Origin of the sequence: Mariniflexile sp. AS56 (genome assembly GCF_030552475.1) — a bacterium.
Lineage (GTDB): Bacteria > Bacteroidota > Bacteroidia > Flavobacteriales > Flavobacteriaceae > Mariniflexile.
Window position 1 is genome coordinate 210,963 of sequence record NZ_JAUPED010000009.1, and the last position, 25,249, is coordinate 236,211.

At 34.3% G+C, this 25,249-nt stretch carries 24 protein-coding genes; 14 read left to right on the forward strand and 10 right to left on the reverse strand.

The features are described from left to right. Window positions 1-62: 62 nt before the first annotated feature. Window positions 63-2,021: a DNA primase gene (gene dnaG / locus Q5N74_RS12780; RefSeq protein WP_304389244.1), complete on the forward strand. Its 1,959-nt coding sequence runs from the start codon at window positions 63-65 to the stop codon at window positions 2,019-2,021. On the opposite strand, the gene Q5N74_RS12785 is transcribed toward dnaG, so the two are convergent. Further along, the gene (locus Q5N74_RS12785) at window positions 2,016-2,648 is read right to left on the reverse strand and encodes a response regulator transcription factor (protein ID WP_304389245.1); all 633 of its coding nucleotides are present in this window, start codon (window positions 2,646-2,648) and stop codon (window positions 2,016-2,018) included. The two genes, dnaG and Q5N74_RS12785, sit on opposite strands and share 6 nt — an antisense overlap. 102 nt (window positions 2,649-2,750) lie before the next feature. After that, the gene (nadE, locus tag Q5N74_RS12790; protein WP_304389246.1) at window positions 2,751-3,539 is read right to left on the reverse strand and encodes an NAD(+) synthase; all 789 of its coding nucleotides are present in this window, start codon (window positions 3,537-3,539) and stop codon (window positions 2,751-2,753) included. Window positions 3,540-3,631: 92 nt separating this feature from the next. Between nadE and gldB the strand changes: the two genes are divergently transcribed. Together gldB and gldC are read left to right on the forward strand one after the other, a co-directional pair. Beyond that, window positions 3,632-4,594, forward strand: coding sequence for a gliding motility lipoprotein GldB (gene gldB, locus Q5N74_RS12795; protein ID WP_304389247.1), 963 nt, complete (start codon window positions 3,632-3,634; stop codon window positions 4,592-4,594). Further along, window positions 4,594-4,926, forward strand: a complete 333-nt coding sequence (gene gldC / locus Q5N74_RS12800) for a gliding motility protein GldC (RefSeq protein WP_304389248.1) — start codon at window positions 4,594-4,596, stop codon at window positions 4,924-4,926. Before gldB ends, gldC begins: the two co-directional genes overlap by 1 nt. Here gldC and def read toward each other — a convergent pair whose 3' ends face one another. From def to Q5N74_RS12830, 6 genes are read right to left on the reverse strand one after another with little or no spacing between them, the layout of a single operon-like run. Further along, entirely contained in the window at window positions 4,927-5,562 is a 636-nt protein-coding gene (gene def / locus Q5N74_RS12805) for a peptide deformylase (protein ID WP_304389249.1), read from the reverse strand. Window positions 5,563-5,594: 32 nt separating this feature from the next. Further along, window positions 5,595-6,872 carry a rod shape-determining protein RodA gene (gene rodA, locus Q5N74_RS12810; protein ID WP_304389251.1) on the reverse strand — a complete coding sequence of 426 codons (1,278 nt, stop codon included), beginning with the start codon at window positions 6,870-6,872 and terminating at the stop codon, window positions 5,595-5,597. A 19-nt stretch (window positions 6,873-6,891) separates the two neighbouring features. Beyond that, window positions 6,892-8,868: a penicillin-binding protein 2 gene (locus Q5N74_RS12815; RefSeq protein WP_304389252.1), complete on the reverse strand. Its 1,977-nt coding sequence runs from the start codon at window positions 8,866-8,868 to the stop codon at window positions 6,892-6,894. After that, window positions 8,865-9,371 carry a rod shape-determining protein MreD gene (locus Q5N74_RS12820; protein WP_304389253.1) on the reverse strand — a complete coding sequence of 169 codons (507 nt, stop codon included), beginning with the start codon at window positions 9,369-9,371 and terminating at the stop codon, window positions 8,865-8,867. The genes Q5N74_RS12815 and Q5N74_RS12820 overlap by 4 nt, the downstream gene beginning before the upstream one ends. Beyond that, complete coding sequence (mreC, locus tag Q5N74_RS12825) at window positions 9,364-10,188, reverse strand: rod shape-determining protein MreC (protein WP_304389254.1); 825 nt, start codon at window positions 10,186-10,188, stop codon at window positions 9,364-9,366. Before mreC ends, Q5N74_RS12820 begins: the two co-directional genes overlap by 8 nt. An 11-nt stretch (window positions 10,189-10,199) precedes the next feature. After that, window positions 10,200-11,228 carry a rod shape-determining protein gene (locus tag Q5N74_RS12830; protein ID WP_304389255.1) on the reverse strand — a complete coding sequence of 343 codons (1,029 nt, stop codon included), beginning with the start codon at window positions 11,226-11,228 and terminating at the stop codon, window positions 10,200-10,202. Between the two features lie 384 nt (window positions 11,229-11,612). On the opposite strand from Q5N74_RS12830, the gene Q5N74_RS12835 reads away from it, so the two are divergent. From Q5N74_RS12835 to Q5N74_RS12845, 3 genes are all read left to right on the forward strand, one after another. Beyond that, window positions 11,613-12,032, forward strand: a complete 420-nt coding sequence (locus tag Q5N74_RS12835) for a hypothetical protein (RefSeq protein WP_304389256.1) — start codon at window positions 11,613-11,615, stop codon at window positions 12,030-12,032. Window positions 12,033-12,135: 103 nt separating this feature from the next. Next, the gene (locus Q5N74_RS12840) at window positions 12,136-13,869 is read left to right on the forward strand and encodes a tetratricopeptide repeat protein (protein ID WP_304389257.1); all 1,734 of its coding nucleotides are present in this window, start codon (window positions 12,136-12,138) and stop codon (window positions 13,867-13,869) included. A 1-nt stretch (window position 13,870) separates the two neighbouring features. After that, window positions 13,871-14,617 carry a LytTR family DNA-binding domain-containing protein gene (locus Q5N74_RS12845; RefSeq protein ID WP_304389259.1) on the forward strand — a complete coding sequence of 249 codons (747 nt, stop codon included), beginning with the start codon at window positions 13,871-13,873 and terminating at the stop codon, window positions 14,615-14,617. Between the two features lie 500 nt (window positions 14,618-15,117). Here the strand turns inward: Q5N74_RS12845 and purH are convergent, their stop codons facing one another. Both purH and Q5N74_RS12855 read right to left on the reverse strand, forming a co-directional pair. Further along, a complete protein-coding gene (gene purH / locus Q5N74_RS12850) occupies window positions 15,118-16,650 on the reverse strand; it encodes a bifunctional phosphoribosylaminoimidazolecarboxamide formyltransferase/IMP cyclohydrolase (protein WP_304389260.1) in 1,533 nt (510 codons plus the stop codon). A 185-nt stretch (window positions 16,651-16,835) separates the two neighbouring features. After that, complete coding sequence (locus Q5N74_RS12855) at window positions 16,836-17,294, reverse strand: GAF domain-containing protein (protein ID WP_304389272.1); 459 nt, start codon at window positions 17,292-17,294, stop codon at window positions 16,836-16,838. A 92-nt stretch (window positions 17,295-17,386) separates the two neighbouring features. Here Q5N74_RS12855 and xrtF point away from each other — a divergent pair, with 92 nt between their 5' ends. The 8 genes from xrtF (at window position 17,387) to Q5N74_RS12895 (ending at window position 25,024) form a co-directional block, all read left to right on the forward strand. Beyond that, window positions 17,387-17,929 (forward strand): exosortase family protein XrtF, encoded by a 543-nt coding sequence (gene xrtF / locus Q5N74_RS12860; RefSeq protein WP_304389262.1) that lies wholly within the window; start codon window positions 17,387-17,389, stop codon window positions 17,927-17,929. 1 nt (window position 17,930) lies between these two features. Further along, complete coding sequence (locus Q5N74_RS12865) at window positions 17,931-18,359, forward strand: exosortase F system-associated protein (RefSeq protein ID WP_304389263.1); 429 nt, start codon at window positions 17,931-17,933, stop codon at window positions 18,357-18,359. 49 nt (window positions 18,360-18,408) lie between these two features. Further along, the gene (locus tag Q5N74_RS12870) at window positions 18,409-18,822 is read left to right on the forward strand and encodes a hypothetical protein (RefSeq protein ID WP_304389264.1); all 414 of its coding nucleotides are present in this window, start codon (window positions 18,409-18,411) and stop codon (window positions 18,820-18,822) included. Between the two features lie 136 nt (window positions 18,823-18,958). Then, window positions 18,959-21,205 (forward strand): TonB-dependent receptor, encoded by a 2,247-nt coding sequence (locus Q5N74_RS12875; protein ID WP_304389266.1) that lies wholly within the window; start codon window positions 18,959-18,961, stop codon window positions 21,203-21,205. 105 nt (window positions 21,206-21,310) lie between these two features. After that, on the forward strand, window positions 21,311-21,664 hold the full coding sequence (locus tag Q5N74_RS12880) for a heavy-metal-associated domain-containing protein (RefSeq protein WP_304389267.1): 354 nt from the start codon (window positions 21,311-21,313) through the stop codon (window positions 21,662-21,664). 160 nt (window positions 21,665-21,824) lie between these two features. Continuing rightward, a complete protein-coding gene (locus Q5N74_RS12885; RefSeq protein WP_304389268.1) occupies window positions 21,825-24,038 on the forward strand; it encodes a DPP IV N-terminal domain-containing protein in 2,214 nt (737 codons plus the stop codon). A 159-nt stretch (window positions 24,039-24,197) separates the two neighbouring features. Then, the gene (locus Q5N74_RS12890) at window positions 24,198-24,470 is read left to right on the forward strand and encodes a hypothetical protein (RefSeq protein WP_304389269.1); all 273 of its coding nucleotides are present in this window, start codon (window positions 24,198-24,200) and stop codon (window positions 24,468-24,470) included. Next, the gene (locus Q5N74_RS12895; RefSeq protein WP_304389270.1) at window positions 24,470-25,024 is read left to right on the forward strand and encodes a hypothetical protein; all 555 of its coding nucleotides are present in this window, start codon (window positions 24,470-24,472) and stop codon (window positions 25,022-25,024) included. Before Q5N74_RS12890 ends, Q5N74_RS12895 begins: the two co-directional genes overlap by 1 nt. The last annotated feature ends 225 nt before the right edge of the window (window positions 25,025-25,249 follow it).

Genomic DNA, 25,249 nt, shown 5'->3' on the forward strand with positions numbered 1-25,249 from the left:
CTATATTACAAAAATCGATAGTTTATAATTACCTTTACAGTCTAATTATAATTCCCTTTTAATTGATATCACCAGCATCCATAGATTTAGTTTTTGAAACTGCTCGCGTAGAGGAGGTTATTGGCGATTTTGTTCAACTGAAAAAATCGGGTAGTAACTTTAAAGGCTTAAGCCCCTTTAGCGAAGAGCGTTCCCCGAGTTTTATGGTGTCTCCGGTGAAACAGATATGGAAAGATTTTTCAACAGGTAAAGGTGGTACGGCGGTTTCATTTTTAATGGAACACGAACATTTTACCTATCCGGAAGCTATAAAATACTTGGCTAAAAAGTATAATATTGAAATTGACGAAACCGAACAAAGTAACGAGCAAAAAGAAAAGGCGAGTGAGCGTGAAAGCTTGTATTTGGTAAGTGAATTTGCAAACACGTATTTTCAAAAAATACTGCATAAAACAGATCAAGGGAAATCGATTGGTTTAAGCTATTTTAAAGAACGTGGTTTTACAGAAGAAACTATTAAGAAATTCGATTTAGGGTATTCACTTGATGAGTGGCAAGCGTTTACAGACGAAGCTCTAAAACAAGGTTATAACATCGATTTTTTAGAAAAAACGGGGCTAACCATCGTTAAAGATCAAAAACGTTTCGACAGGTTTAAAGGGCGCGTTATGTTTCCTATAAAAAGTATGAGCGGGCGTGTTTTGGGTTACGGTGGGCGTATTTTAACTAGCGACAAAAAAGCAGCGAAATATGTAAACTCTCCCGAAAGTGATATTTACCATAAAAGTAATGTGTTGTATGGTATTCATCATGCCAAACAAAGTATTGCTAAAGAAGATAATTGCTTTTTGGTTGAGGGATATACCGATGTGATTCAGTTTCACCAAACGGGTGTTACCAATGTGGTGTCCTCTTCGGGTACCGCGTTAACTTCAGAGCAAATTCGATTAATAAATAGGCTTACTAAAAACATTACGGTGCTTTTTGATGGCGATGCTGCAGGTATGCGTGCCTCTTTAAGAGGTATCGATTTAATTCTGGAGCAAGGCATGAACGTAAAAGTATGTACGTTTCCGGAAGGTGAAGATCCTGATAGTTTTGCACGCCAAAACACTTTGGAAGAATTGGGCGCTTATTTAGCAGATAATGCTAAAGATTTTATTCAGTTTAAAGCATCTGTTTTATTTGAAGAATCTAAAAACGACCCGATTAAAAAGGCAGATACGGTTCGTGATATTGTAAACAGCATTTCGAAAATTCCAGATCGTATTAAAAAGGAAATCTATATTCAGGAATGTGCCCGAATTATGGATATTAGCGAGGAAGTACTTTTTAGTACCCTGGCTCAAATGAATAAAAAGGAGTCTCAAGAAGAAAATAACCAGTATAAAACAGAGCAAAAAGCGTTTGAAGTTATTAAGCATAAACAGCCTGTAGAAAAGGTAGATGTGCTGTATCTGTTAGAACGTAAAATTATTGAATTGTTATTGCTTTATGGTGATAGAACAGAAGATTTTGAAGATTTGGTTTTCAAAGAAAATGCGAAAGGTGAATTGGAGTTAGAACCAGTTATTCATCAAGCAAAAGTGTTTGAAAAAGTGTTTTTAGACCTTCAAGATGATGAAATGCAATTTACAAATCCACAATTTAAAACCTTGTACTATAGTATTATTGATACCTTAAACCAAAAACCAGAGTTTGAGCTTAAGAACTATATAAATTCTGTAGATGCAGAAATGGGAACGGAAATCACTCATATTTTAATGGAAGATGAACGTTACGTGCTAGATGATTGGAACCGTATGGATATTTTTCCGAAAGTAAAAACAGATAGTGTAGCCCAATTAGTAAGTGAAACTATATTGAGTCTTCGTTGTTTTTTAATAGACCAAAAGGTGAAAGAGTTTCAACAGGAAACCTTACAAAACAAAATAGACACGAATAGAAATATACTTGAAGAAGTAAAAGACTATTCGGGTCTAAAAATGTTGTTGTCTAGAAAACTTAACCGTGTTCTATGACAAGGTTTCGTTAAGTTTTGCTTGATTAACTAAATCAACTAGATTAGTAACTTTCAATTTACGCATTAAACGTGCTTTGTAAGTACTAACAGTTTTTTCGTTAATATCTAATTCTTTAGAAATTTCTTTGTTTTTTCTACCAATAGTAAGAAGCTTTAAAACTTCTGCTTCTCTAGTTGATAGTTTTTTGTAGAAAGAACCTCCCTTATTAACTCTGTTTCCAAAAGCTAATTGTTGCGTTAAGTCGTTACTTAAATAAATACCGCCATCGTTTACTTTTAGTATCGCTTCGTTAATGGTAATAACGTTAACCGATTTGTGAATGTAACCATGCGCACCAGCTTTGATGGCATTTACGGCATACACCTCTTCAGGTTGTCCACTAAAAATAATTGTTTTGATGTCCGGATAGTCATTTTTTAAATAACGTAAAACTGTTAAACCATTAAGCTTTGGGAGATCAGCTTCGGTTAAAATAATGTCTACTGGATTTGTTTTGATGTACTCTAAAATGGCGTCGCCATTGTCTACACTTGCAACAATTTTAATGTCGGAAGATGCCGAAAAAAGTACCTCAAGCCCTTTCCTAGTGATAGGGTGATTGTCTGCTATTAATAAATTTATCATAATATTTCAAGCCTATTTTTTAAATGTTGGATTGAGAGAAATATATAATTGAGAGAATAGGCTTTCCGCAAAAGTAGTAAACTTTTAAACAATGTGCAAAATTTATGCGATATTGTTAGGGATTTCGCATACAGGTATAGGAATCATCTTATGTTTATTGGAATTGTTCAACCGTTTATAGATTTTAAATGCCGTTTGTTCTCTTCCAGAAAAGTCAGTTTCCGTTTTTCCGGCCTCATCCATTTTCATTGCCCACTCTAATTCGGGGTAAGATGCACCTATTTGATCTTCATCACTTCGCGTATCTCCAAACAATCCATCACTTGGTGCAGCTGTCATTATAGATTCTGGAACGTTTAGAAAAGTGCCTAATTCATAAACTTGAGTTTTAAGCAAATCGGCAATAGGACTTAAGTCTACACCACCATCACCATATTTGGTATAAAAGCCCACTCCAAAATCTTCTACCTTATTTCCAGTACCGGCAACTAATAGTTTGTAAAGGCCTGCATAATAGTAAAGAGTCGTCATACGTAAACGGGCACGGGTATTGGCTAATGCCATATCAACCGTTGCTTGGTCGCCATCAAAAAATACTTCATTTTTGAAAGATTCAAAAACAGGGGTTAAATCGGTTCTTGTATCGCTAACATTTTCAAAGCGTTCTTTTAATTGTTTAATATGTTCATGTGCTCTGGTTACATGACTTTCAGCCTGGTGAATAGGCATTTCAATACATAACACATTTAAGCCTGTTTTGGCACATAATGTAGATGTGACTGCGGAATCTATACCTCCAGAGATACCAATTACAAAACCGTTAACTCCGGCCTTGGTTGCGTAATCTCTTAACCAATCAACTATATAATTTACAACTTTTTCTGTATGCATTTTAAATGAATTTAATTCCGATAATTGTACCTTTGCAAACAAAAATAAACGAAACACTTTATTAATAAAAATTTCTGACGGTTAAGTTTCATATGAAGCATGTATTAATTTTCTTGGCTCTGGTAGTAATGGCATTTTCTTGTAAAAATGAAAGTCAGTTAGAAAGTGACATTGCTAAAATAAATTTAGACGCCAAAATTGAACGGTTTGATTTATTATTTGCTAAAATTGATAGCGAAAGCCTTGCTAATTTGAAGCAAGCCTATCCCTTTATGTTTTCAGCAAAATACCAAGATTCTTTCTGGATAGAAAAGGCACAAGATACCTTGCAACAGCACCTATATCGCGAGGTTGAAAGCGTGTTTTTAAATATAGATGGTATTGAATTGGAGGTTGAATCTTTATTCAATCATTTAAAATATTATTTTCCAGAGTTTCATACCCCTAGAATTATCGCTACTACAAGTGATGTGGATTATAGAAATCGCATTATTGTAACCGATACCATTGTGTTGATGGCCTTGGACACCTATTTAGGTAGTGCGCATAAATTTTATGAAAACATTCCTAAATATATAAGAGAAGATTTAAAAAAGGAACAAATTGTGGTGGATTTGGCGTCTGAATATGCCAAGAGATTCATTTACCAACAACCTAGTAATACTTTTTTAGACGAGCTTATTTATTATGGAAAGCAGTTGTATTTTAAAGATGCTGTGATTCCTTTTAAAACAGAAGCAGACCGTATTGGCTATACCCAAGAACAACTGGATTGGGCGGTATCCAACGAAAGTTATATATGGCGCTATTTTGTAGAACGCGAACTGTTGTTTAGTACCGATAGTAAATTGGCTGGCAGGTTTATTACTGCAGCACCCTTTTCTAAATTTTATTTGGAAGATGTGGATGCCGAATCGCCAGGGCGTTTGGGACAATATATAGGTTGGCAAATTGTGCGCGCGTATATGCAAGAAAACAACGTGTCTTTAAAAGATATGTTGATTGAAAGCCCTGAAGAAATTTTTAATAATTCAAAGTTTAAACCAAGAAAATAATGTCGAAGATTACATCGAAAATAGAATTAAACGTAGAACTTGATGCTAACAGAGTACCAGAAAAATTATTTTGGACTGCAGAAGATGGTGGCATTAGTAATGAAGAAGCTAAAGCAATGATGTTGGCTGTTTGGGACTCTAAAGTTCAAGAAACCTTACGTATCGATTTATGGACTAAAGATATGCCTGTTGATGAAATGAAAGTATTTTTCCATCAAACGCTAGTGGCTATGAGTGATACCTTTCAAAGAGCGACGCAGGATGATAAAATGACGGCTACTATGAAAGATTTTTGCGACTATTTCGCTGAAAAATTAGAGATTAAAAAGTAGTTAATTTTGCTGTTTAGCATCGGTCACTTCTTTTGCTAAATGGTCTAAATATAAAATGCCATTTAAGTGATCTATTTCATGCTGAAAAATCACAGATGTAAAGCCTTCAACGGTTTCTGTTTTATGGTTAGCATTCATCGTGTCGTATTCAATGACAATGGAAAAAGCACGAGAATTTAAGGTGTCTGATCGGTTGGGAATGGATAAACAACCTTCTTTAACCGTTTGTTTTTTGTTGGAATAGGTTTTAATTACGGGGTTTAAATACACTTCAAACGGAACGTTTTCTTTATCAAAACGTTGTACCCAAATAATGTTTTTTAAAATCCCAACTTGTGGTGCGGCAATACCAACACCTAAAGACATGCTGTCTCTAACGGTAGCATAAAGTCGTTTTACAAAACGTTGTAATACGAGGTCGTTTGGATTGGCTTTTATGTGCTTGCTTTTGCTACGTAACAATAACGAATCTTGGTTATTAGTTATTTTGAAAACACGCATCGCAGTTAAAGAATCGGAATCCATAATCAATTCTGATTGTTCTCCCGAAAACGAATGCGTCAACATGCTTTTGGAACCGTAACAAGCAGAGAGCAATAGCGCCAAGCCTAAGAGAAGGAATGCGTTTAGTTTCATATGAAATTAAAATTTAAGATACGGCTTACTAATTACCATTGGTTGATTCTATCGGAATCTAATTTAACAAAAATAAACAATAGAATAGCAAAGCCCCAAAGCCCGGAACCACCATAGCTAAACATGGGTAATGGAATACCAATAGTAGGAATCACCCCCATAACCATACCTATATTTATAAAAAAGTGCATAAAGAATATGGACGCGACACCGTAACCATACATTCTGCTGAATTGCGAGCGTTGCAGTTCGGCTAAATGAAGAATACGAAGAAACAGTAGTATAAAAACGATAACGACGCCTGAGCTGCCTATAAAGCCCCATTCTTCACCAACAGTACTAAAAATATAATCGGTATGTTGTTCGGGTACAAATTTACCAGTAGTTCGTGTGCCTTCTAAAAAGCCTTTCCCAGTTAAACCGCCAGAGCTAATGGCTTTTTCAGATTCATTTAAATTATAAGCGATGGTTTTTTTCATGCGCTCTAATTTTGCAGGATCTTTTTCAAGACTCAGCCAAATAGTAATTCTGTCTTTCTGGTGAAAAGGTAGAATGTTATCGTAAAAATAACGAACCCCAAACGAAATTAAAATACTTATTAGAATGATGGAAATAGGTTGAATAAGAAGTGGTTTCCGTCTTCTTGTAAAATGATGGATTAAAACACCTATAGTAATAATAATTGAGGTTATGATGCTTCCAAATTTTAAAGAAAACAAACAAATAACAATAAGCATTAATAGCAAGATTAAATAGATAGGCGAAATGCCTTCTCTATATAAAACAAAAAGAAACGAGCCATATACCAGGGTGCTACCAGCATCTTTTTGAAGTAATACCAATAGTGCAGGAATCGCAATAATAGTAAATACAGCAATTTGATCTTTAACACGTTTTAGGTCGGTGTTTAAATCACTTACATATTTAGCAACCGCAAGTGCGGTAGCGGCTTTAGCGAATTCACTGGGTTGTAGCGTCATGCCTCCAATGCCGTACCATGAGGTAGCGCCGTTAACGCTTTTTCCAAACACGAATAAACCAACCAGTGAAAGCATGGAAATAATGTATATAACGCTTGAAAACCGTTCATAGAATTTAGATTCTACAGCTAAAATAAGGATAATAAGCCCTATGGTTAAAAAGATAAACATGAGCTGTTTTCCGTAAGGTTGCGAAAAATCGAAATAGTTAATCGTCTCTCCTACATGTGAAGCCGATACAATATTTAACCATCCAAAACCAACAAGTAATAGAAATAAAAGAATGGTAATCCAATCGAATTTATAATATTTACTAGCTTCTGTTATCATTAATTAGGTATGGTCTGGGTTATAAATTAGCGCCTTGGTTTTTCTTAAATTCTGGAGATTTTTTTGATCTACTATTTAGCTGATTTAATAGTTCTTTAAGTTGTTTGTATTCTGGCTCATCAACTACTTCCAGAGTGGTATTCTTGTTAATACCAAAAGCTTGTCCAGAATAGGGTTTGGCATACTCATGCTCTAAAGTATGCTTTAAAAGATAATCTTCCATATCTGTTCTGGTAATTGTGTCGTTAATATATTTTTCAATCAATAAACTGGCAATTTTTCCAGCAAATCGAGCGCCCCAATAACCATTTTCAACAAAAACAGCCAAGGCTATTTTTGGGTTGTCTTTGGGAGCAAATGCAATAAATATAGAATGGTCTGTTAGTTGCATACGCCTGCCGTCAACTTTTACAAAGTTTTCGGCGGTTCCTGTTTTACCACAAATTTCAATACCGTTTACTCGTACTCCAGCAGCAGTACCGAGGTTGTAAACATCAAACATACCTTGTATAATGGGTTCGAAATGTTCTTTGTCTATCGTGGTTTGGTTGCGGGTTGTGTATTTCGTATCGATGGTATGGCCCTCAATATTTTTTATAATGTGAGGTGTGTAATAGTAACCTCTATTGGCTATAGCTGCCGTCATGTTAGCCAACTGTATTGGGGTTGTTAAAACTTCACCTTGACCAATTGCGTTGGATAAGTTGAAGGTGCTTCCCCATCTGTTTTTACCATAAAGTTGGTCGTAGGTTTTGCTCGTTGGGATTTTACCAGGTTGCCCTACCGATAGATCGTTGTTTAAATAATTACCTAACCCAAAACTTTTTACGTGCTCGCTCCAAACATCCAACCCTGTGCCAGGACTTTTAGTTTTGTCTATAATGCGTCTGTAAACATTTGCGAAATAGGCATTACAAGAATTATAAATACCACCGTTCATGGCTAAAGGACTGGCGTGCCCGTGACACCCCATTTTTCTACCGCCATAACTGTAACCGTGGTTGCAATAAAAACGATCTTGTGTGGTAACCACACCTTCTTGTAAACCAATAAGGGCGTTTAAAATTTTAAATGGCGACCCAGGTGGGTACATGGCTTGCAAACCTCTGTCATATAAAGGTTTGTTAATGCTGTCGTTATATAATTTTGAAAAATTGACAGACCTGTTGCGCCCTACTAGTAAATTAGGGTTGTAAGTGGGCGTAGAGACCATTGTTAGAATTTCACCCGTAGCAGGTTCTATTGCAATAATTCCACCGTGTTTGTTTTGCATAAGTAACTCGCCATAGGCTTGTAACTGAGCGTCGATGGTAATAGTAATGTCGCTACCTGGTTTTGGTAAAGTATCATAAATACCATCTTTATAGGGGCCTAAATCTCTATTAAACCGGTCTTTTTGAATTACTTTAAGGCCTTTTACACCTCGTAATGTTTTTTCATAGGATGTTTCGATACCCTGTTTTCCTATAAGGTCACCCATTTTGTAATAAGGATCTCGGGCAATTATGGCATCATTCACCTCTCCAATATCACCTAATACATTGGCACCTATAGTGGTTTCATAATGTCTTAAAGAACGTTTCTGAATATAAAAACCTTCAAATTTTCGCATCTTCTCCTGCAAACTAGCATAATCTTCTTTTGATAAATGCGGAATAAAAACCGATGGGAGCCAAGGGGAGTAGCGGTATGCCTTTTCAAATATTTCTTTAAACCGTGGTCTTTCAATTTTTAATAAGCGGCAAAATTCTGTAGTGTCTAAGGGTTTTACCTCGCGTGGAATAAACATAACATCGTACGAGGGTTGGTTAGAAACCAGCAATTCGCCATTTCTATCAAAAACAAAACCACGTTTCGGGTAGTCGTAAACTTTTCTTAAAGCGTTATCACTAAATATATCATGAACACCTTCACTATAGATTTGTAAATAGAAAAGTCTAGATATGAATATAAGCCCAACAATGGTTATGGCTATAACAAGTAAAAATCGTCTCATTTAGTTTTTTTACTAAAAATAATGGTTACTATTAGAATTAATAAAATAGTAAAAATACTTGAGAATAACGTTTTTTGAAGCACTAATATTATCTCAGAAAAGTTAAACATTTCTAATAGGAATAACACGAGGTGATGCAAAAAGGTGAGTATGGTTAAATAGGTTAGTTTTTCACCAAATTCAACGGTGGTGAATTTTATGGTTTGATGTTCATAAATGACCCCAAAAGAAAACTTTAAAATAGCGGGTCTTATATAAGCAATAAACACACAGGCTGCCGCATGTATACCTCCCGTATCTGAAAACAAATCGATAGATAATCCTAAAAAGAAACTTAAAAAGATAATGATGAAACGATTGTTTTTTACTGGAAACAACGCAATAAACATAATGTAAATGTACGGGTTTAGGTAGCCAGAAAAGTTGATGTTATTAAACAACACGACTTGTAAGAAAACCAATGAAATAAAACGCGTAATATGTAAAAACACTGTGTTATTCATTCACTTTTTTATTTAGTAAATTATCAATTTCTGTGGCATCAATGTTTTCAATGGTGTACACATGCTCCAGATTCGTCATGTCATTAAATAACTTGATATCTATTTCATAGTAGTTTTCGGCTGCATCCAGTTTAAACCCATGAATAATCCCAATAGGAATACCTTTAGGGAAAATAGACGAGCGTCCTGATGTAATAATAGTGTCGCCTTTAACTATAGGTGCTATTTTAGGAATATCGATAAGTTGAATGTAATAGGGTGATTTGGCATTCCAGAAAAGGGTGCCAAAATGGTTTGTTTTTTTAAGTTGAGCACTAATTTTGTTTACCGTATTTAATACTGAAATAACGGTGGCGTAGCGTTTGCTTGTGCCATCCACAATACCCACAATACCTTTAGAACTTATAACACCCAAATCTTCTTTTAAGCCATCGTTTTTTCCACGGTTTAAAAGTAAAACGTTGTTCGCTCCAGAATACGTGTTTTTAATTACGTTTGCTAATGTGAACTTGTAAGTACCGCTATAAGTTATGGTGTCTAAATAAGTAGAGTCTTTTTTGTTTTCAGAATTAAATATCAGCATTTTTAATCGACTGTTTTCTTCTGCCAATACTTGGTTTTGCGACTTCAAACTTAAATAGCCTGTAAAATTATTAATGGAGTTGTAAATACCTCCAGTTAAAAAATTGGCCGAGTTTATAAACTTACTTTTATGGTAAGAATGTGTTTGAATGGTAAAAACCATAGAAATAGAAAACAGCAACAAGGACAACAAAAAATTTTTGTTTCTTATTATAAAATTAATAATCTGTTGCATGTTTTATAAGCCTATTTAATCAAAACGCTTTTATATTTCGCTAAGTTTTTAAGAGTAATACCTGTACCTCTAACTACAGCTCTTAAAGGATCTTCTGCGATATAAACTGGGAGGTCTGTTTTTTGAGACAGACGTTTATCTAAACCTCTTAACATAGAGCCACCACCAGCTAAATAAATACCCGTATTATAAATATCGGCAGCTAATTCTGGAGGTGTTTGCGATAAGGTTTCCATAACCGCATCTTCAATACGTAAAATAGATTTATCTAAAGCTTTAGCGATTTCTCTGTAAGATATAGATACTTGTTTTGGTTTACCTGTAAGTAAATCACGCCCTTGAACACTCATGTCTTCTGGAGGCAATTCTAAATCTTCCGTGGCAGCACCAATTTGAATTTTTATTTTTTCAGCAGTACGCTCACCAACATATAAGTTGTGTTGAGTACGCATGTAATAAACAATATCATTTGTAAAAACGTCACCGGCAATTTTAACCGATTTGTCACATACAATACCACCTAATGCAATTACAGCAATTTCGGTAGTACCACCACCTATATCCACCACCATATTTCCTTTAGGTTGCATAATGTCTACACCAATACCAATAGCTGCTGCCATAGGTTCGTGTATTAAATACACTTCTTTTCCGTTTACACGTTCAGCACTTTCTTTTACCGCACGCATTTCAACTTCTGTAATGCCAGAAGGGATACAGATTACCATACGAAGCGCTGGTGTGAAAAATTTCTTTTTTAAGGCTGGTATGTTTTTAATAAATAGACTTATCATTTGTTCCGACGCATCAAAATCGGCAATTACACCATCTTTTAATGGGCGAATGGTTTTAATGTTTTCATGCGTTTTTCCCTGCATTAAACTAGCTTCTTGACCAACTGCTATAATTTTACCAGAAATTCTATCGCGTGCTACAATGGAAGGTGCGTCAACCACAACCTTGTCGTTATGAATAATAAGAGTATTTGCAGTACCTAAATCGATTGCAATTTCTTCGGTTAAGAAGTCAAAAAAGCCCATGTGCTATTAATAATTAGAAGTTGAATAAACGAATGGTGTAAAAGTAATAAATCTAAGGAAAAAAAAAGAGTTTATTATGTTTAGTTGTAGAATTAATTTTCTAAGGTGTGTTGTTCGTCCGAAAAAGAGGAAAATGGTCACGTTTTTATGTTTAATTTCTCATAAGTTATTGATATTCTGTGTGTACGTGAAACCTAAAAAGTGAAGGTTGAAAAGTGGGTTTCAATCCGTTTTTAACGGTGGCCGTTAATTTATGCTTTCTTTCATTCTTTTCTTTTTTAAACTTAGATATTTTGTCGTTTCTTTAGGCGTCATTAGGGTTGAAATTTATTGCTAAGGTCGTAGTAAAACTCTAAATATTAATTGATAAACCAACTTGTAAATATGAGTACAGAAAGCATCGAATTACCAACAGGAACTGTTCTTTTTAAAACAATTTCTAACCTACAAAAAGGGGCTTTAATAAGTCCGTCCACACAAACATCTCTAACGCCACTGCAACCAGACCACGTAAGCGCTGTAGAAAACGGAAACACTATAACGATTACTGCGACCATATATGTGGATGCTGCAGATAATTTAAATAGTATTGATGTGTATATAACCCAACCGTTGGTAGGTGATACGCAGGGTGTTTATTTTGTGTATAACTACAAAGAGGAAATACCTGAGGCCTTGTACCCTTACACTTTTTCGTTTGATCTTGAGGATCCAACAAAATCTATTAAAAACATTGAGTCTTTTCTGTGGGATGAAGATCCTGTAACTTCTAGAGGTACAGAAACAGCGGTAGTAGGAGGTTGATAGAGGTTATTTAATTCTAAAGAAAGAGTGAGAATCCGTTGGTTTGAAAAGCTTCCGGATTCTTTTTTAAGTATATTTTATTTAAATAAAAGGCATAACTATAATGGCTAAATTTAAATTACGATTCGTTTTAATTACCCTGTTTTTTTGTACTGTAGTTTTTTCTCAGGAACACTATAAAGAAGACTTGTTTCATGCTGAAATTATGAAAAAAGCAGAGGCCTTTAAAAGCAATACGTTTTTTTACAAAGCGGCTTCCTTTTTTATTGAAAAGGAATGGAATTCTACCTTGGTTAATTCCATGAAGTTGCTAGATACCTCAAAAGAGAATATCACGTTAACGGATTATGCGCATTACTTTAGAGGTTATAGTTTTAAACAAAAAAAGATGTTTAAAGAGGCTCAAAATGAATTTGAATTGATATCGAAGGCGTTTGAGTTTTATTACCTAGTTACTGCGCGTTTGGGCCAAATAGCACTAGAGCAAAATCGGTTTGAAGAAGCAATTCCTTATTTTCAAGCTTTAAAAGAATTATCAGAAGAAGATTCGTTTTATTTTGAAAAGAGTGCCACTCTTAATAACTTAGGTTTATGTTATCTTCATTTAGGAGACTTTAAAAAAGCAGCACCATATTTAAGTGAAAGTGTCGAATTGAAAGAACAACAAAAAGATACTCTCGAGATAATAAATGCGTACATCAATGTCGCCAATTTATATTACGAACAATATCAAGATGATTTAGCGATTCCGTACTTTGAGAAAGCCTATCAACTATCAAAAAAAATCAAGGATTTTAATGTCAAGAGAAGGTCCACCCTTAATATGGCTGTGGTAGAAGAAAATCGAAAAGATTTTGTGAAATCACTAGCTTATCGAAAAGAATATGAAAAATGGAAGGATTCTTTAAACGACCAGAATAAAATATGGGAAGTCGCGAAACTCGAAAAAGAATTTGCAGTTAAAGAAAAACAAAAGGAAGTTGGTTTGCTGCAAGCCGAAAATAAAGCGAAAATAATAGAGAGAAACGGGTTGTTGTATTCGGCAGTTGTACTGTTGTTTTTGTTAGGTATTTCCATATACTTCTATAAAGAGAAAGCCAAGGTTAATAAAATTATAGTGGCACAAAAAGAAGATTTGGATGCTTTGAATGCTACTAAAGATAAGCTATTCTCTGTTGTAAGTCATGATTTAAGATCGTCTGTAAATGCACTAAAATCAAGTAACACGAAGTTGTTAGGCCATTTAGAAGCTAAGAATTTAGAGCAACTCGATAGCCTTTTGCATACTAATAGTGGCATTGTAAATGGCGCCTATAATTTGTTAGATAATTTGTTGCATTGGGCATTATTACAAACCAAGCAATCTTATTTTGAAATTGCTTCCCTTCGTTTGTTTTTTATCGTAGAGCAAACGGCTTACAATTATAAACCCTTAATGCAAGAAAAGAACATTCAGTTTGATAATTCTGTTTTAAAAAGTGAAGTGGTTTTTGCAGACCAAGAATCGTTAAAAATTGTGTTGAGAAATTTATTAGACAATGCCATAAAATTTTCTAAACCTAACGGAAGTATTAAAATTTACACCAGAAGTACGACCGATGCTTTTTGCGATTTGGTTATTGAAGATTCTGGATTGGGGATGAGTGAGATTACCCGTTTGGAATTGTTAAAAGAGACGGGCATGCTCTCTAAAAAAGAGCATGAAGATGTGATAGGAACCGGTTTAGGTTTACAATTATGTAAATCGATGATTAAAATTAATAAAGGTGAGTTTTCAATTGAAAGTGAGCTAGAAAAAGGCGCGAAAATGATTGTATCTTTGCCTAAAACAACATGAGATGGATAATGTAAATGTGCTTATTGTAGAAGATACACCTGCTGAAAGTGATGCTTTAATAAAGGTGCTTGAAGTTAATAATTACAACATTGTTGGTGTGGCAACTAGCTTTAAAGCAGCACTCGATTTGTTTTATAATAATAAGATTGATATTGTTGTTATTGATATTTTTTTGAACGGGTTTCCTGAAGGAATTTCGTTTGCCGAAACTATAAATGGGAGTCCGAATGCCTCAAAACCATTTGTGTTTTTAACGAGTTCTACCGATAGGAAAATATTTGAAAGAGCCAAGTTAACACAGCCATTCAGTTATTTAATGAAACCGTTTAATGAGCTAGAAATTCTGTATGCCTTAGAAATGGCCGTAGAAAAATTTTACGCACAACCCGATGTGTTTTTAGGAGAGGAAGAAGATACTGTTATAAGTAACGAATACCTCTTTATAAAGAAAGGAAAGTCGCTTAAAAAAGTACTTATTGCAGATATAATTTATATTGAAGTAGAAGAGAAATACTGTAATATCATCACAGAAAATGAGAAGTTCGTAATTCTAATCTCGTTAACAAAAATGCTGAAATTATTAGATGCTACCATTTTCTTTAGAACGCACAGAAACTATATTGTCAATTCCATTAAAATAATTGAAATAGTGCCAGGAGATAATCTTATTATGTTATCTGGTAATCACAAAGTAACACTAAGTGAAAATTATAAAGACTTCTTAAAAAAACTCCCTACTTTAAAATAAGTATAAAGAGAAACTCTAGCTTTTCTTATAACTTTAAGTCGTACAGCTTCTAAAAAAACAACTTATAAACCATGGGATGTTTTCATTTTTCATGCTTATTTTCTAAATAAAATCATCTAAAATTTAATTAAAGAGGTCGCTGTTTTAAATATTTCCGCTCTTATGGATAAAAAAACCGCTTTCGTGCCTATTTTATGTAATTGCCTCTAGTTATGCTCTAGTTTTACAGAAGAAAAAGGAAGTTCTTTTCTGAAAAATAAGAAGTTACTAAAGTAAATTATAAAAAATGATTGTACATAAGATGACTGATCAAACAAAATCTAATTACTGGATGTTACTACTTGTAGTGGCTGTAGTAGTTCAGTTAGGAGTTTTAATATATCGAATATGTAAATTAATTTAGGCTATAAATAATAAGGGATATTAATTATAAGAATTAATTTAAAAAAAGAGAGCGCTAATAATTAGCGCTCTCTTTGTGATATATAATGTGTGTATGCTTAATGTTTGAAATGACGTGTTCCTGTCATCACCATAGCTACATTGTTTTCATTACAGTAATCAATACTCAACTGGTCTTTAATAGAACCTCCTGGTTGAATAACCGAAGTAATACCTGCGTTTTTAGCAATTTCTACACAATCAGGAAACGGGAAAAAAGCATCACTTGCCATAACAGCTCCTGTTAAATCAAATTTAAAAGTTTGTGCTTTGTGAATTGCTTGCTCTAAAGCATCTACACGACTGGTTTGTCCAGTTCCGCTAGCCAATAGTTTTTTGTTTTTTACTAAAACGATGGTATTCGATTTTGTGTGCTTACAAATTTTTGAAGCAAATATTAAATCGTCTAAATCGTCGTTAGATGGTTTTGTGTTTGTAACGTATGTTAAACCTTCAATAGTATCTGTAACATTGTTTCTGTCTTGAACTAAAACACCGTTTAAACAAGATCTCACGTTGGTTTGTGGTAAAACCACATCTTTAAGAATTAAAATAATTCTGTTTTTCTTGCCTTTAAGAATTTCTAAAGCTTCTGCATTGTATGAAGGAGCGATCACAACCTCACAGAACAAGCTACTAATTTCTTCGGCAGTTGCTTTATCTATTTCAGTATTACTAATTAATACACCACCAAAAGCAGAAACAGGGTCTCCTGCTAAAGCATCTTTATAAGCTTGGTGAATGCTGTTGGCTTGTGCAAAACCACAAGCATTGTTGTGTTTTAATATCGCAAACGTAGGTGCTTCACCTTTAAATTCGTTTATTAAATTAACGGCAGCATCAACATCTAAAAGGTTGTTGTAGCTTAATTCTTTTCCGTTAAGTTTTGTGAAAATCGCATCGAAATCACCAAAGAAAGATCCTTTTTGGTGTGGGTTTTCACCGTAACGAAGTGTTTTTCCTTTAGTTTCGCTAATTTTTAAAACAGTTTCTTCATTGTTTTGGTTGAAGTAATTAAAAATAGCTGTGTCGTAATGAGATGATACATTAAATGCTTTTCCTGCAAAACGTCTTCTGTCTTCTTCAGAAATACTTCCGTTATTAGCTGAAATAAGTTCTAAAAATTCGGCATAATCATCAACAGATGCTACACAAACAACGTCTGCAAAGTTTTTAGCAGCAGCACGAATTAGTGAAATACCACCTATGTCAATTTTTTCAATAATATCTTGTGAGCTTGCACCTGAAGCAACTGTTTTTTCAAACGGATATAAATCAACAATAACCACATCAATTTGAGGGATATCAAATTCCTTCAATTCTTTAACGTCACCGTCATGGTTTTGTCTGTTTAAAATACCACCAAATACTTTTGGGTGTAATGTTTTTACACGACCACCAAGAATAGAAGGGTAAGATGTTACTTCTTCTACAGGAACCACATCAATACCTAAATCGTTAATAAATGTTTGGGTACCACCAGTAGAATAAATGGTTACACCTTGCTCGTTTAGTTTTCTAACAATAGGCTCTAAACCGTCTTTACTAAATACGGATATTAATGCTGATTTTACTGTTTTTTCGTTGCTCATTTTTTTAATCTGATTAGAAGTTGCAAAAGTAGTTATTTCAACTAAAATACAACTGTTTATAAAATAAAAAAGGAGTCGATTTTTTAACTAAATATGAAAATTAGCAACAAGGTTTTTTAAATTCCAAAATTTCAATGTGAAATTTCTTGCGTGGGTATTTATGCTTGTTTTTTTTTAATTTAAATTTATGCCACTATAGTTGCCACTTGCGTACAAACAAATTCTAGAAAACGTTCGTCTGCTTCGGTGAAAGGGTCTGGGGTGTTAGAGTCGATATCAATCTGTCCAATATTTTCGCCATTTACAAAAATAGGGATTACAATTTCAGCCTTTACAGTAATACTGCAGGCAATATAATTGTCTTGCGCAGCCACATCGGGCACTACAAAGTTTTGATTGCTTACGGCTACTTGTCCGCATATGCCTTTTCCAAACGGGATGATGGTGTGATCTGTTGGTGCGCCAACATATGGCCCTAAAATAAGTTCTTCTTTTTTGCCATTTCTAAAGTAAAACCCCACCCAATTGTAGTGGTTAATATGTTTTTCAAGTAATTCGCAAATGTTTAAAAGGCGATCGTTTACTGTTTTATTCGTGTTTAAAACAATAGTTTCTACTTGGGGTTTTAATAGTTCAAAAGTCATAACATCAAAAGTTTTGGCAAAAGTATTTAAAATGGGGTGAATATTATATTTGGTTTGCATAATTTTAACCTTATAAATAGATTACGTTTTTTTTGAAGTCACTCCTAGTAAAATATAAGTTAGTTATCCGGTTTATGCTTGCGTTTTTGTTGGTGTATATGATCTTGTCTGTGATGTATAAGTTTTATTTACAGTTTTCAGACGGGTCTAAATACTATCCCGATTACATGACGCATTTAGTCGCGATGCAAAGTGACGCTTTGTTAGATGCCTTAGGATACGATGTGGAAATGCTGCCGCACCCCAATGAACCCTCTATGAAAGTGGTACTTAATGGTACTTATTTAGCCCGAGTTATAGAAGGGTGCAATTCTATAAGTGTGATTATTTTATTTGTATCGTTCATAGCGGCGTTTGCTTCTAAATTTAAAACCACGTTTTTTTATATGCTTGCTGGTAGCGTGCTACTTTATACGGTAAACCTATTGCGTATTGTATTGTTGAGTATTGGCTTGTATCATTTTCCGCAACAAAAAGATGTTTTTCACACCGTTGTATTTCCTGCCGTTATTTACGGAATGGTTTTTCTATTGTGGGTGTTTTGGGTAAACAGATTTTCTAAACTAAAAAAATAGTATGCAGAAACACATTACATATATCTTGGTTTTTTGTTTAGTTGGCGTATTAGTTTTAATTCGGTTATTTGAAAACGAACTGTTTTACGATCCCTATTTAATATTCTTCCAAAACGATTATTTGTATATCGATAGTCCTAGACGTGAGGTGTTTAAAGTTACCATGTTTACTGGGTTGCGCTACGTGTTAAACAGTGCCACGTCGTTGGGTATTCTGTATTTAGTTTTTAAAGATAAAAGCATAGTGAAATTTTCTACGCTTGTTTATGCACTGGCATTTCTAGCCTTAATTACGGTTTATCTATATTTTGTAATTAACCCAAGGCAAAAAGATTACTATTTGTTTTTCAATTTACGACGGTTTTTAATTCAGCCTATTATTTTAATATTGCTGTTGCCAGCATTTTATTACCATAAACTTAGAAGTTAAGGTGGCATAAAAGTAAGGCCGCGTTTTAGATTTTTTGTATTTTCGCAGTGTGATAAAACAGATTCTACATAAAAGTTTTTCGGCACTCCTAGCTTTGCTTGTGTTGTTTTCAACAGTATCTTTTACTATTGAGAAGCATTTTTGTGGTGATGTGTTGGTAAATGTCTCTGTTTATACCGAAGCTCAAAAATGTATTTTAGAAGCTTTTGAAGCAGAGCAAGAAGTGCTCACAAAGAAAATATGTTGTACAGATGAAATTAAAATTATTCAAGGTCAAGAGAATTTAAGACTGACTACTTTTGAAGATTTTGATTTCAATAAGCAACTTTTTATTGCGAACATTAAGCTTGTTTTTAGTGATGCTTTTGAAGGGTTACGAGAATATGTAGTTCCTCATAAAAACTACTCACCACCCAATTTGGTTGCCGATATTCAGGTTTTAGACCAAGTTTTCATTATTTGATTCCTATATTTTTTGTTTCTGCATGTGCTCGGTTATTAGCGAGTAAGCATGCCAACTTATTATTTCAAAATATTTAAAAACCATAAATAGCGCTACGAATTAGAATTCAAAGCGCGTGGTGAATTTCATTTATATAATGACAACAAAAAATTTAGTATTTATACTTTTTATACTTCCGTTTATAAGCATATCCCAGGAACATATTTCGGGTATTATTATGGAAGCTAATGAGAAAAATGAGCGTATAAGTTTAGCGGGTGCCAATGTGTACTGGCTTCATACAACCATAGGAACGGTTACCGATTTGGATGGAACCTTTACGCTTTCCTATTCAAAAGAAAACACAAAATTGGTTATTAGTTATGTAGGGTATAAAACAGATACTCTAACTATTTCAAAACCAAAACAGGTGCGCCATTGGTTGCAACCAACCGATAATTTGAATTCGGTAACCGTAACCTCAAGAAAGCAAGCAACCGCAAAATCGTATTTACAGGCAACAAATACCTTTACGGTAAGTAGTGACGAATTGCTGAAAGCAGCCTGCTGTAACTTGTCGGAAAGTTTTGAAACCAACCCATCTATCGATGTTAATTTTGCCGATGCCGTTACAGGTACGCGTCAAATAAAAATGTTGGGTTTAACAAGTCCATATATCTTAATCGCTACAGAGAATATTCCATCCATACGTGGGGCGTCTCAAGCTTTTGGGTTGAGTTTTATTCCTGGAACTTGGGTAGAAAGTATTCAAATTACCAAAGGAGCGGGAAGTGCTGTAAATGGTTATGAAAGTATTGCGGGGCAAATAAATGCGGAATTGGTAAAACCATCAACCGACGATAAATTATTTATAAACCTTTACGCTGCCAGTAGTGAACGTGTGGAATTAAATACGCACATAAACACCAAAGTAAGCGATAAATGGCATACTGGTTTGTATCTGCATGGTAACACACACCAAAATGTACACGATGTAAATAATGATGGGTTTCTAGATATGCCACAGTACGACCAAATAAATATTATGAACCGTTGGCAGTATACCAATGCTGAAAAGGGTTTTGTGAGTTTTATTAATTTGAAGTTTTTAAATGATGAAAAGCAAACAGGTCAAATAGGTTTCAATCCTAAAACAGATAAGCTTACAACAAATGCTTGGGGAAGTGAAATTGATACGAGACGTTATGAGATTTCGGCAAAATTGGGTTATGTAAACCCTGAGATTCCTTGGCAAAGTGTGGGGGTACAATCGGCATTCAGTAGTCATAAACAGGCTTCTTATTTTGGATTGAAACAGTACGATATAATGCATAATAGTTTATACTCTACTATTATTTATAATTCCATTATAAGCGATTCTCGTCATAGAATAAAAACGGGGGTAAGTTATACCTACGATCATTATGATGAGTTGGTAAACACCACAGATTATGAACGTACCGAAACTTCGGTAGGTGCTTTTTTTGAATACAATTATGATAATTTAGATAAGTTAAATGTAACCGCTGGTGTGCGAGTAGACCATCATAATTTATTGGGCACTTTTGTAACACCACGTATTCATGCGCGTTATACGCCTTGGGAAAAATCGGCTTTACGAGCGTCTGTAGGTCGTGGCAAGCGTAGTGCCAATATTTTTGCCGAAAACCAAAGTATGTTTTCAACATCAAGAACCATTAATATTCTAAATACAACAGGCACTATTTATGGTTTAGATCCTGAAATTGCTTGGAATTATGGTGTGTCTTACCTACAAGGTTTTAACCTGTTTGGAAGAAAAGCAGATGTGACCGTCGATTTTTATAAAACCGATTTTAAAAACCAAGTGGTTGTAGATTATGAAAACCCACAGGAGGTTAATTTTTATAACCTTAACGGATCAAGTTTTGCCAACAGTTTTCAAACGGAAGTTAATTATAATGTATTTAACCAAGTCGATTTGCGATTGGCTTATAAATTCTATGAAGTAAAAACCCAGTATGCTTCCGGGAAGTTAGAAAAGCCATTAACGCCTAAACATCGCCTATTCGCAAATGCGTCTTATGAAACGCATGTACGCGAAAACGCTACCGGACATTGGAAGTTTGATGCCACCTTTAATTGGTTGGGTGAACAGCGGTTTTCATCAACAGCAACAAGTCCAGTGGCGTACCAATTACCAGATAAAACACCTAAGTTGGCTACGTTAAACGTGCAAATAACCAAAGTGTTTTCTTCTAAATTTGAAGTATATTTAGGCGGTGAAAATGTTACAAATGTGAGGCAAAGCAATCCTATTTTAGCGGCCGATGATCCTTTTGGTTCGAATTTTGATACCACTTTTGTATACGGACCCATTTTTGGGAGTATGTATTACGCAGGGTTGCGATATAGAATAAAATAATAATTAAATAACCGTCATTACGGAGAAGTCTGACTGAAGTAATCTCATATTAATTTTATAGATTACCATGTCTTAAAGAGATACGTATTGACAAAATCAAACACTATGAAAAAACTAATAATTGTATTAACCGTATTAATTTCAACAGTCACATTCGCTCAAAACAAAAATGAAAAAGCCTCTTTAGAGGTCGATGGGGTTTGTTTAATGTGTAAGAGTCGTATAGAAAAGGCTTGTTTAAACACCAAAGGTGTTAAAAGTGCTATTTGGGATGTGAAATCTCATGAGCTTAAACTTATTTATGATGGGCGTAAAACCAATTTGAAAACCATTCAAAAAAGTGTGGTAGCTGTAGGTCATGACACGAAAGGTTTAGAAGCTACAGATGAGGCGTATGCCACCGTGCACCCATGTTGCCAATATAGAGATGATGCCGTGAAAGACGACCATAAAGATTAGTAAAATACCTCGTAATTAGTAAAGCCCAAAGCATCTGTTTTGGGCTTTTTTGTTTTTTGGTTATTGTTTTCTCTTAATATTCTGTTAAACGATAGAATAATCGCAAAAAATGTGAATGAAAATAGCTAATATTGAATAATATTCAATAAAACACATGTTTATGCAAATTTTCAACTTTAAAGGACGGCTAAAATCAATAATTGTTTTAGTCTTTTTTGTTTTAGTTTCGTTTCAAAGTTATTCTCAAGGTGGTAATTTCAAATGGTCTAACGATGGGAAGTCGTATTACCGAATTCAGGCAGAAGGGATTGTTCAATACACACTTCCAGAGAACGATGCGAAGGTATTAATATCCAAAGAGCAGTTAACGCCAAATCAAAGCACAGCGCCTTTAGAGGTGAGTTATTTTGTGTTTTCTGAAGATGAGCAAAAGGTACTACTATTCACAAATACGGCACGTGTATGGCGCATCAATACCAAAGGAGATTATTGGGTTTTAAATATGGCAACGGGCGCTTTGCAACAAATAGGGCAGACCATGCCAGAATCGTCGCTCATGTTTGCTAAAATATCACCAGATGGGAAATTAGCAGCCTATGTAAGTGAGAATAATATTTATGTAGAAGATTTAAGTACATCAAAAATTAAAGCATTAACTACCGATGGTTCTGTAACACTAATTAACGGAACGTTCGATTGGGTTTATGAGGAAGAATTTGCATGTCGCGATGGGTTTCGTTGGAGTCCTGATAGTAAATCGATTGCGTATTGGCAAATTGATGCGAGCGATATCAAGAAGTTTTACATGATTAATAATACCGATGCTATTTACTCGGAATTAGTGCCTTTAGAATATCCGAAAGTGGGAGAAACACCTTCTGCATGTAAAGTAGGTGTCGTGAATGTTGATGATGCTAAAACAACCTGGATGAACATTCCCGGAGACGCACGCCAGCATTATTTAGTGCGTATGGAATTTATTCCTTCAACTGAAAAACTACTAATTCAGCAATTAAATAGAAAGCAAAACCAGAGTAAATTGTTTATTGCCGAACCAAAAACGGGAACTTCAAGGTTAATTCAGCAGGAAGAAGATGCGGCTTGGGTTGATATTTACCAAGCAGGAAATAAATATACAGTCGATTTTACCAATAATTTTATTTGGAATAACGAAGGAAAAAACATTCTTTGGGCTACTGAAAAAGATGGATGGAGACATTTATACAATGTGTCTTTAGAAGGGAAGAAGGAGCAATTAATAACCAAAGGAGCTTACGATTTTATCGATCTATCTTTCATTGATACTAAAAAGGGCTATGTGTATTTTATGGCCTCGCCAAACAATGCAACACAAAGCTATTTATATAAAACCAAGTTAAATGGTAAGGGCAAATTAGAATTGGTAAGTCCAAAAGCTTTAGAAGGTACGCATAATTACAATGTGTCTCCAACAGGCGCGTTTGCGATTCATTCGTTTTCAAATCACTTTACAAAACCAGCTTCAGAAATTATTTCATTAGCAAATCATGAATCGGTAAATACTGAAGGCAGTATCGAAGCAAATTTATCTAAATTAGAAGAAACACCAGGGGTAGAATTTATTAAAGTAACCACGTCTGAAGGTGTTGAAATGGACGGATGGATGGTAAAGCCTACTAATTTTGATGCCACTAAAAAATACCCTGTGGTGTTTTATGTGTATACAGAACCAGCAGGTACTACGGTAAATGATACCTATGGTGCAGGAAGGAATAGAAATTATAACGGGAATATGGCCGATGATGGTTATATATACATCTCTCTAGATAATCGCGGTACTCCAGCACCTAAAGGACGCGAATGGCGTAAAAGCATTTATAGAAACATAGGTCGTATTAACATAAAAGACCAAGCGTTGGCAGCCCAAGAAATTCTAAAATGGAGTTTTGTAGATGCAGATCGTGTTGCTGTTTGGGGCCACAGTGGTGGTGGAGCAGCAACCTTAAATTTATTATTCCAATACCCTGAAATTTATAAAACAGGTATTGCGATGGCAGCGATTACAAATCAATTAACGTATGATAATGTGTACCAAGAACGTTACATGGGCTTGCCACAAGAAAATTTAGAAGATTTTGTAAATGGGTCTCCGGTGACCTATGCTGAAAATTTACAAGGTAATTTATTATACATACACGGTACAGGTGATGATAATGTGCATTACCAAAACGCCGAAATTTTAGTGAATGAATTGGTGAAGCATAACAAGCAATTTCAGTTTATGCCCTACCCAAACCGTACCCATGGTATTCGTGAAGGCGAAGGCACTACCGAGCATTTAAGAACCTTGTTTACTAATTATTTGAAAACGTATTGCCCGCCGGGAGCGAGGTAAAAGTGTGTTATAAAAGATTAAAAACTCCAAGGTTAATTACTTTGGAGTTTTTTTTTGCTACATCTTGACTATGTAAAAATTTTCGACTAAATTCGTTTAACTTCGGATATAAAACATTAGAGTGATTCATGTCCTTTAGTTGCCAGTAATTTGACCAAAATGACCGAAATTAGAAATAAAATAAAGGAATTGGAAAAGAAACTTAATTCTAAAATTAAAATTAAAGTCAAAAACAAAACGAGGTTTAAAAGACAATCGATTCATTTGAGAGAATACTATTTATCCGAAATAGAAAAACTAAAAAGACAAATTGGAGAAGTCGACTCGGAAACAACTCATACTTCACCAATAAAGAAAGTAAGGAAAGAAAAATATTTTAGTAAAAGTAATTCGGTAAGATTAATTTATACACCAATGGGGAATAAAAGATAATGGCAAAAAGTATAACCTTTGAAATATTTTTAGAACGTTCTCATAATGTATTTGGAGATAGATACGATTATTCAAAAGTTCAATTTGAAAAAGTTGATAAAAAAATAATAATTATCTGTCAAGAACACGGCGAATATTTAATGCGACCTAGAGCACATTATGTTGATAAACGTGGTTGTCCTAAATGCAATAAAACAGGAAAAAGTGGTTTTTCGACAAGTAAAGAAAATCCTTGGGTTGGAGAACCAAAAGATATTTATTTAGTAGAAGTTGTTAATGACAATGAAAAATTTTTAAAATTTGGACTTTCTGTAAATGGGGTTGTTGAACGGTTAAAGAAAGGAGAATTTCCTTATCAATACAACATCTTATTTGAAAAAAGAATCAAAGACGGAAATAAAGCAGTAGAAATTGAGAAAAAATTAAAAGAAAAATATCACTCAAAAATTGGATATAAAACTTCTCTTTACTTCAGAGGAAATACCGAATGCCTTGATTTTGGAATTAAAGAACATTTAAGTAAAGATTTGACAATGTTAACTAAAGACTTGTGAAAACGAATTTCAAAATGATGTTTAAGAAATAAAAACTACTGGCAACACCTTGTAAAAAACATTGCTTATTTTAGTTCAATCGTTTGGTCGTTGCTTTGTTTGCTAGCTTCAGATTTTCCTTCGGAAAATCCTCGCATACAAACGCGCAACTATTCTTATACATAAACGTCAGACTGTCTAATAACTATTTAAGTTTTTAGTGATATTTAGAAACAGTTATAAAGT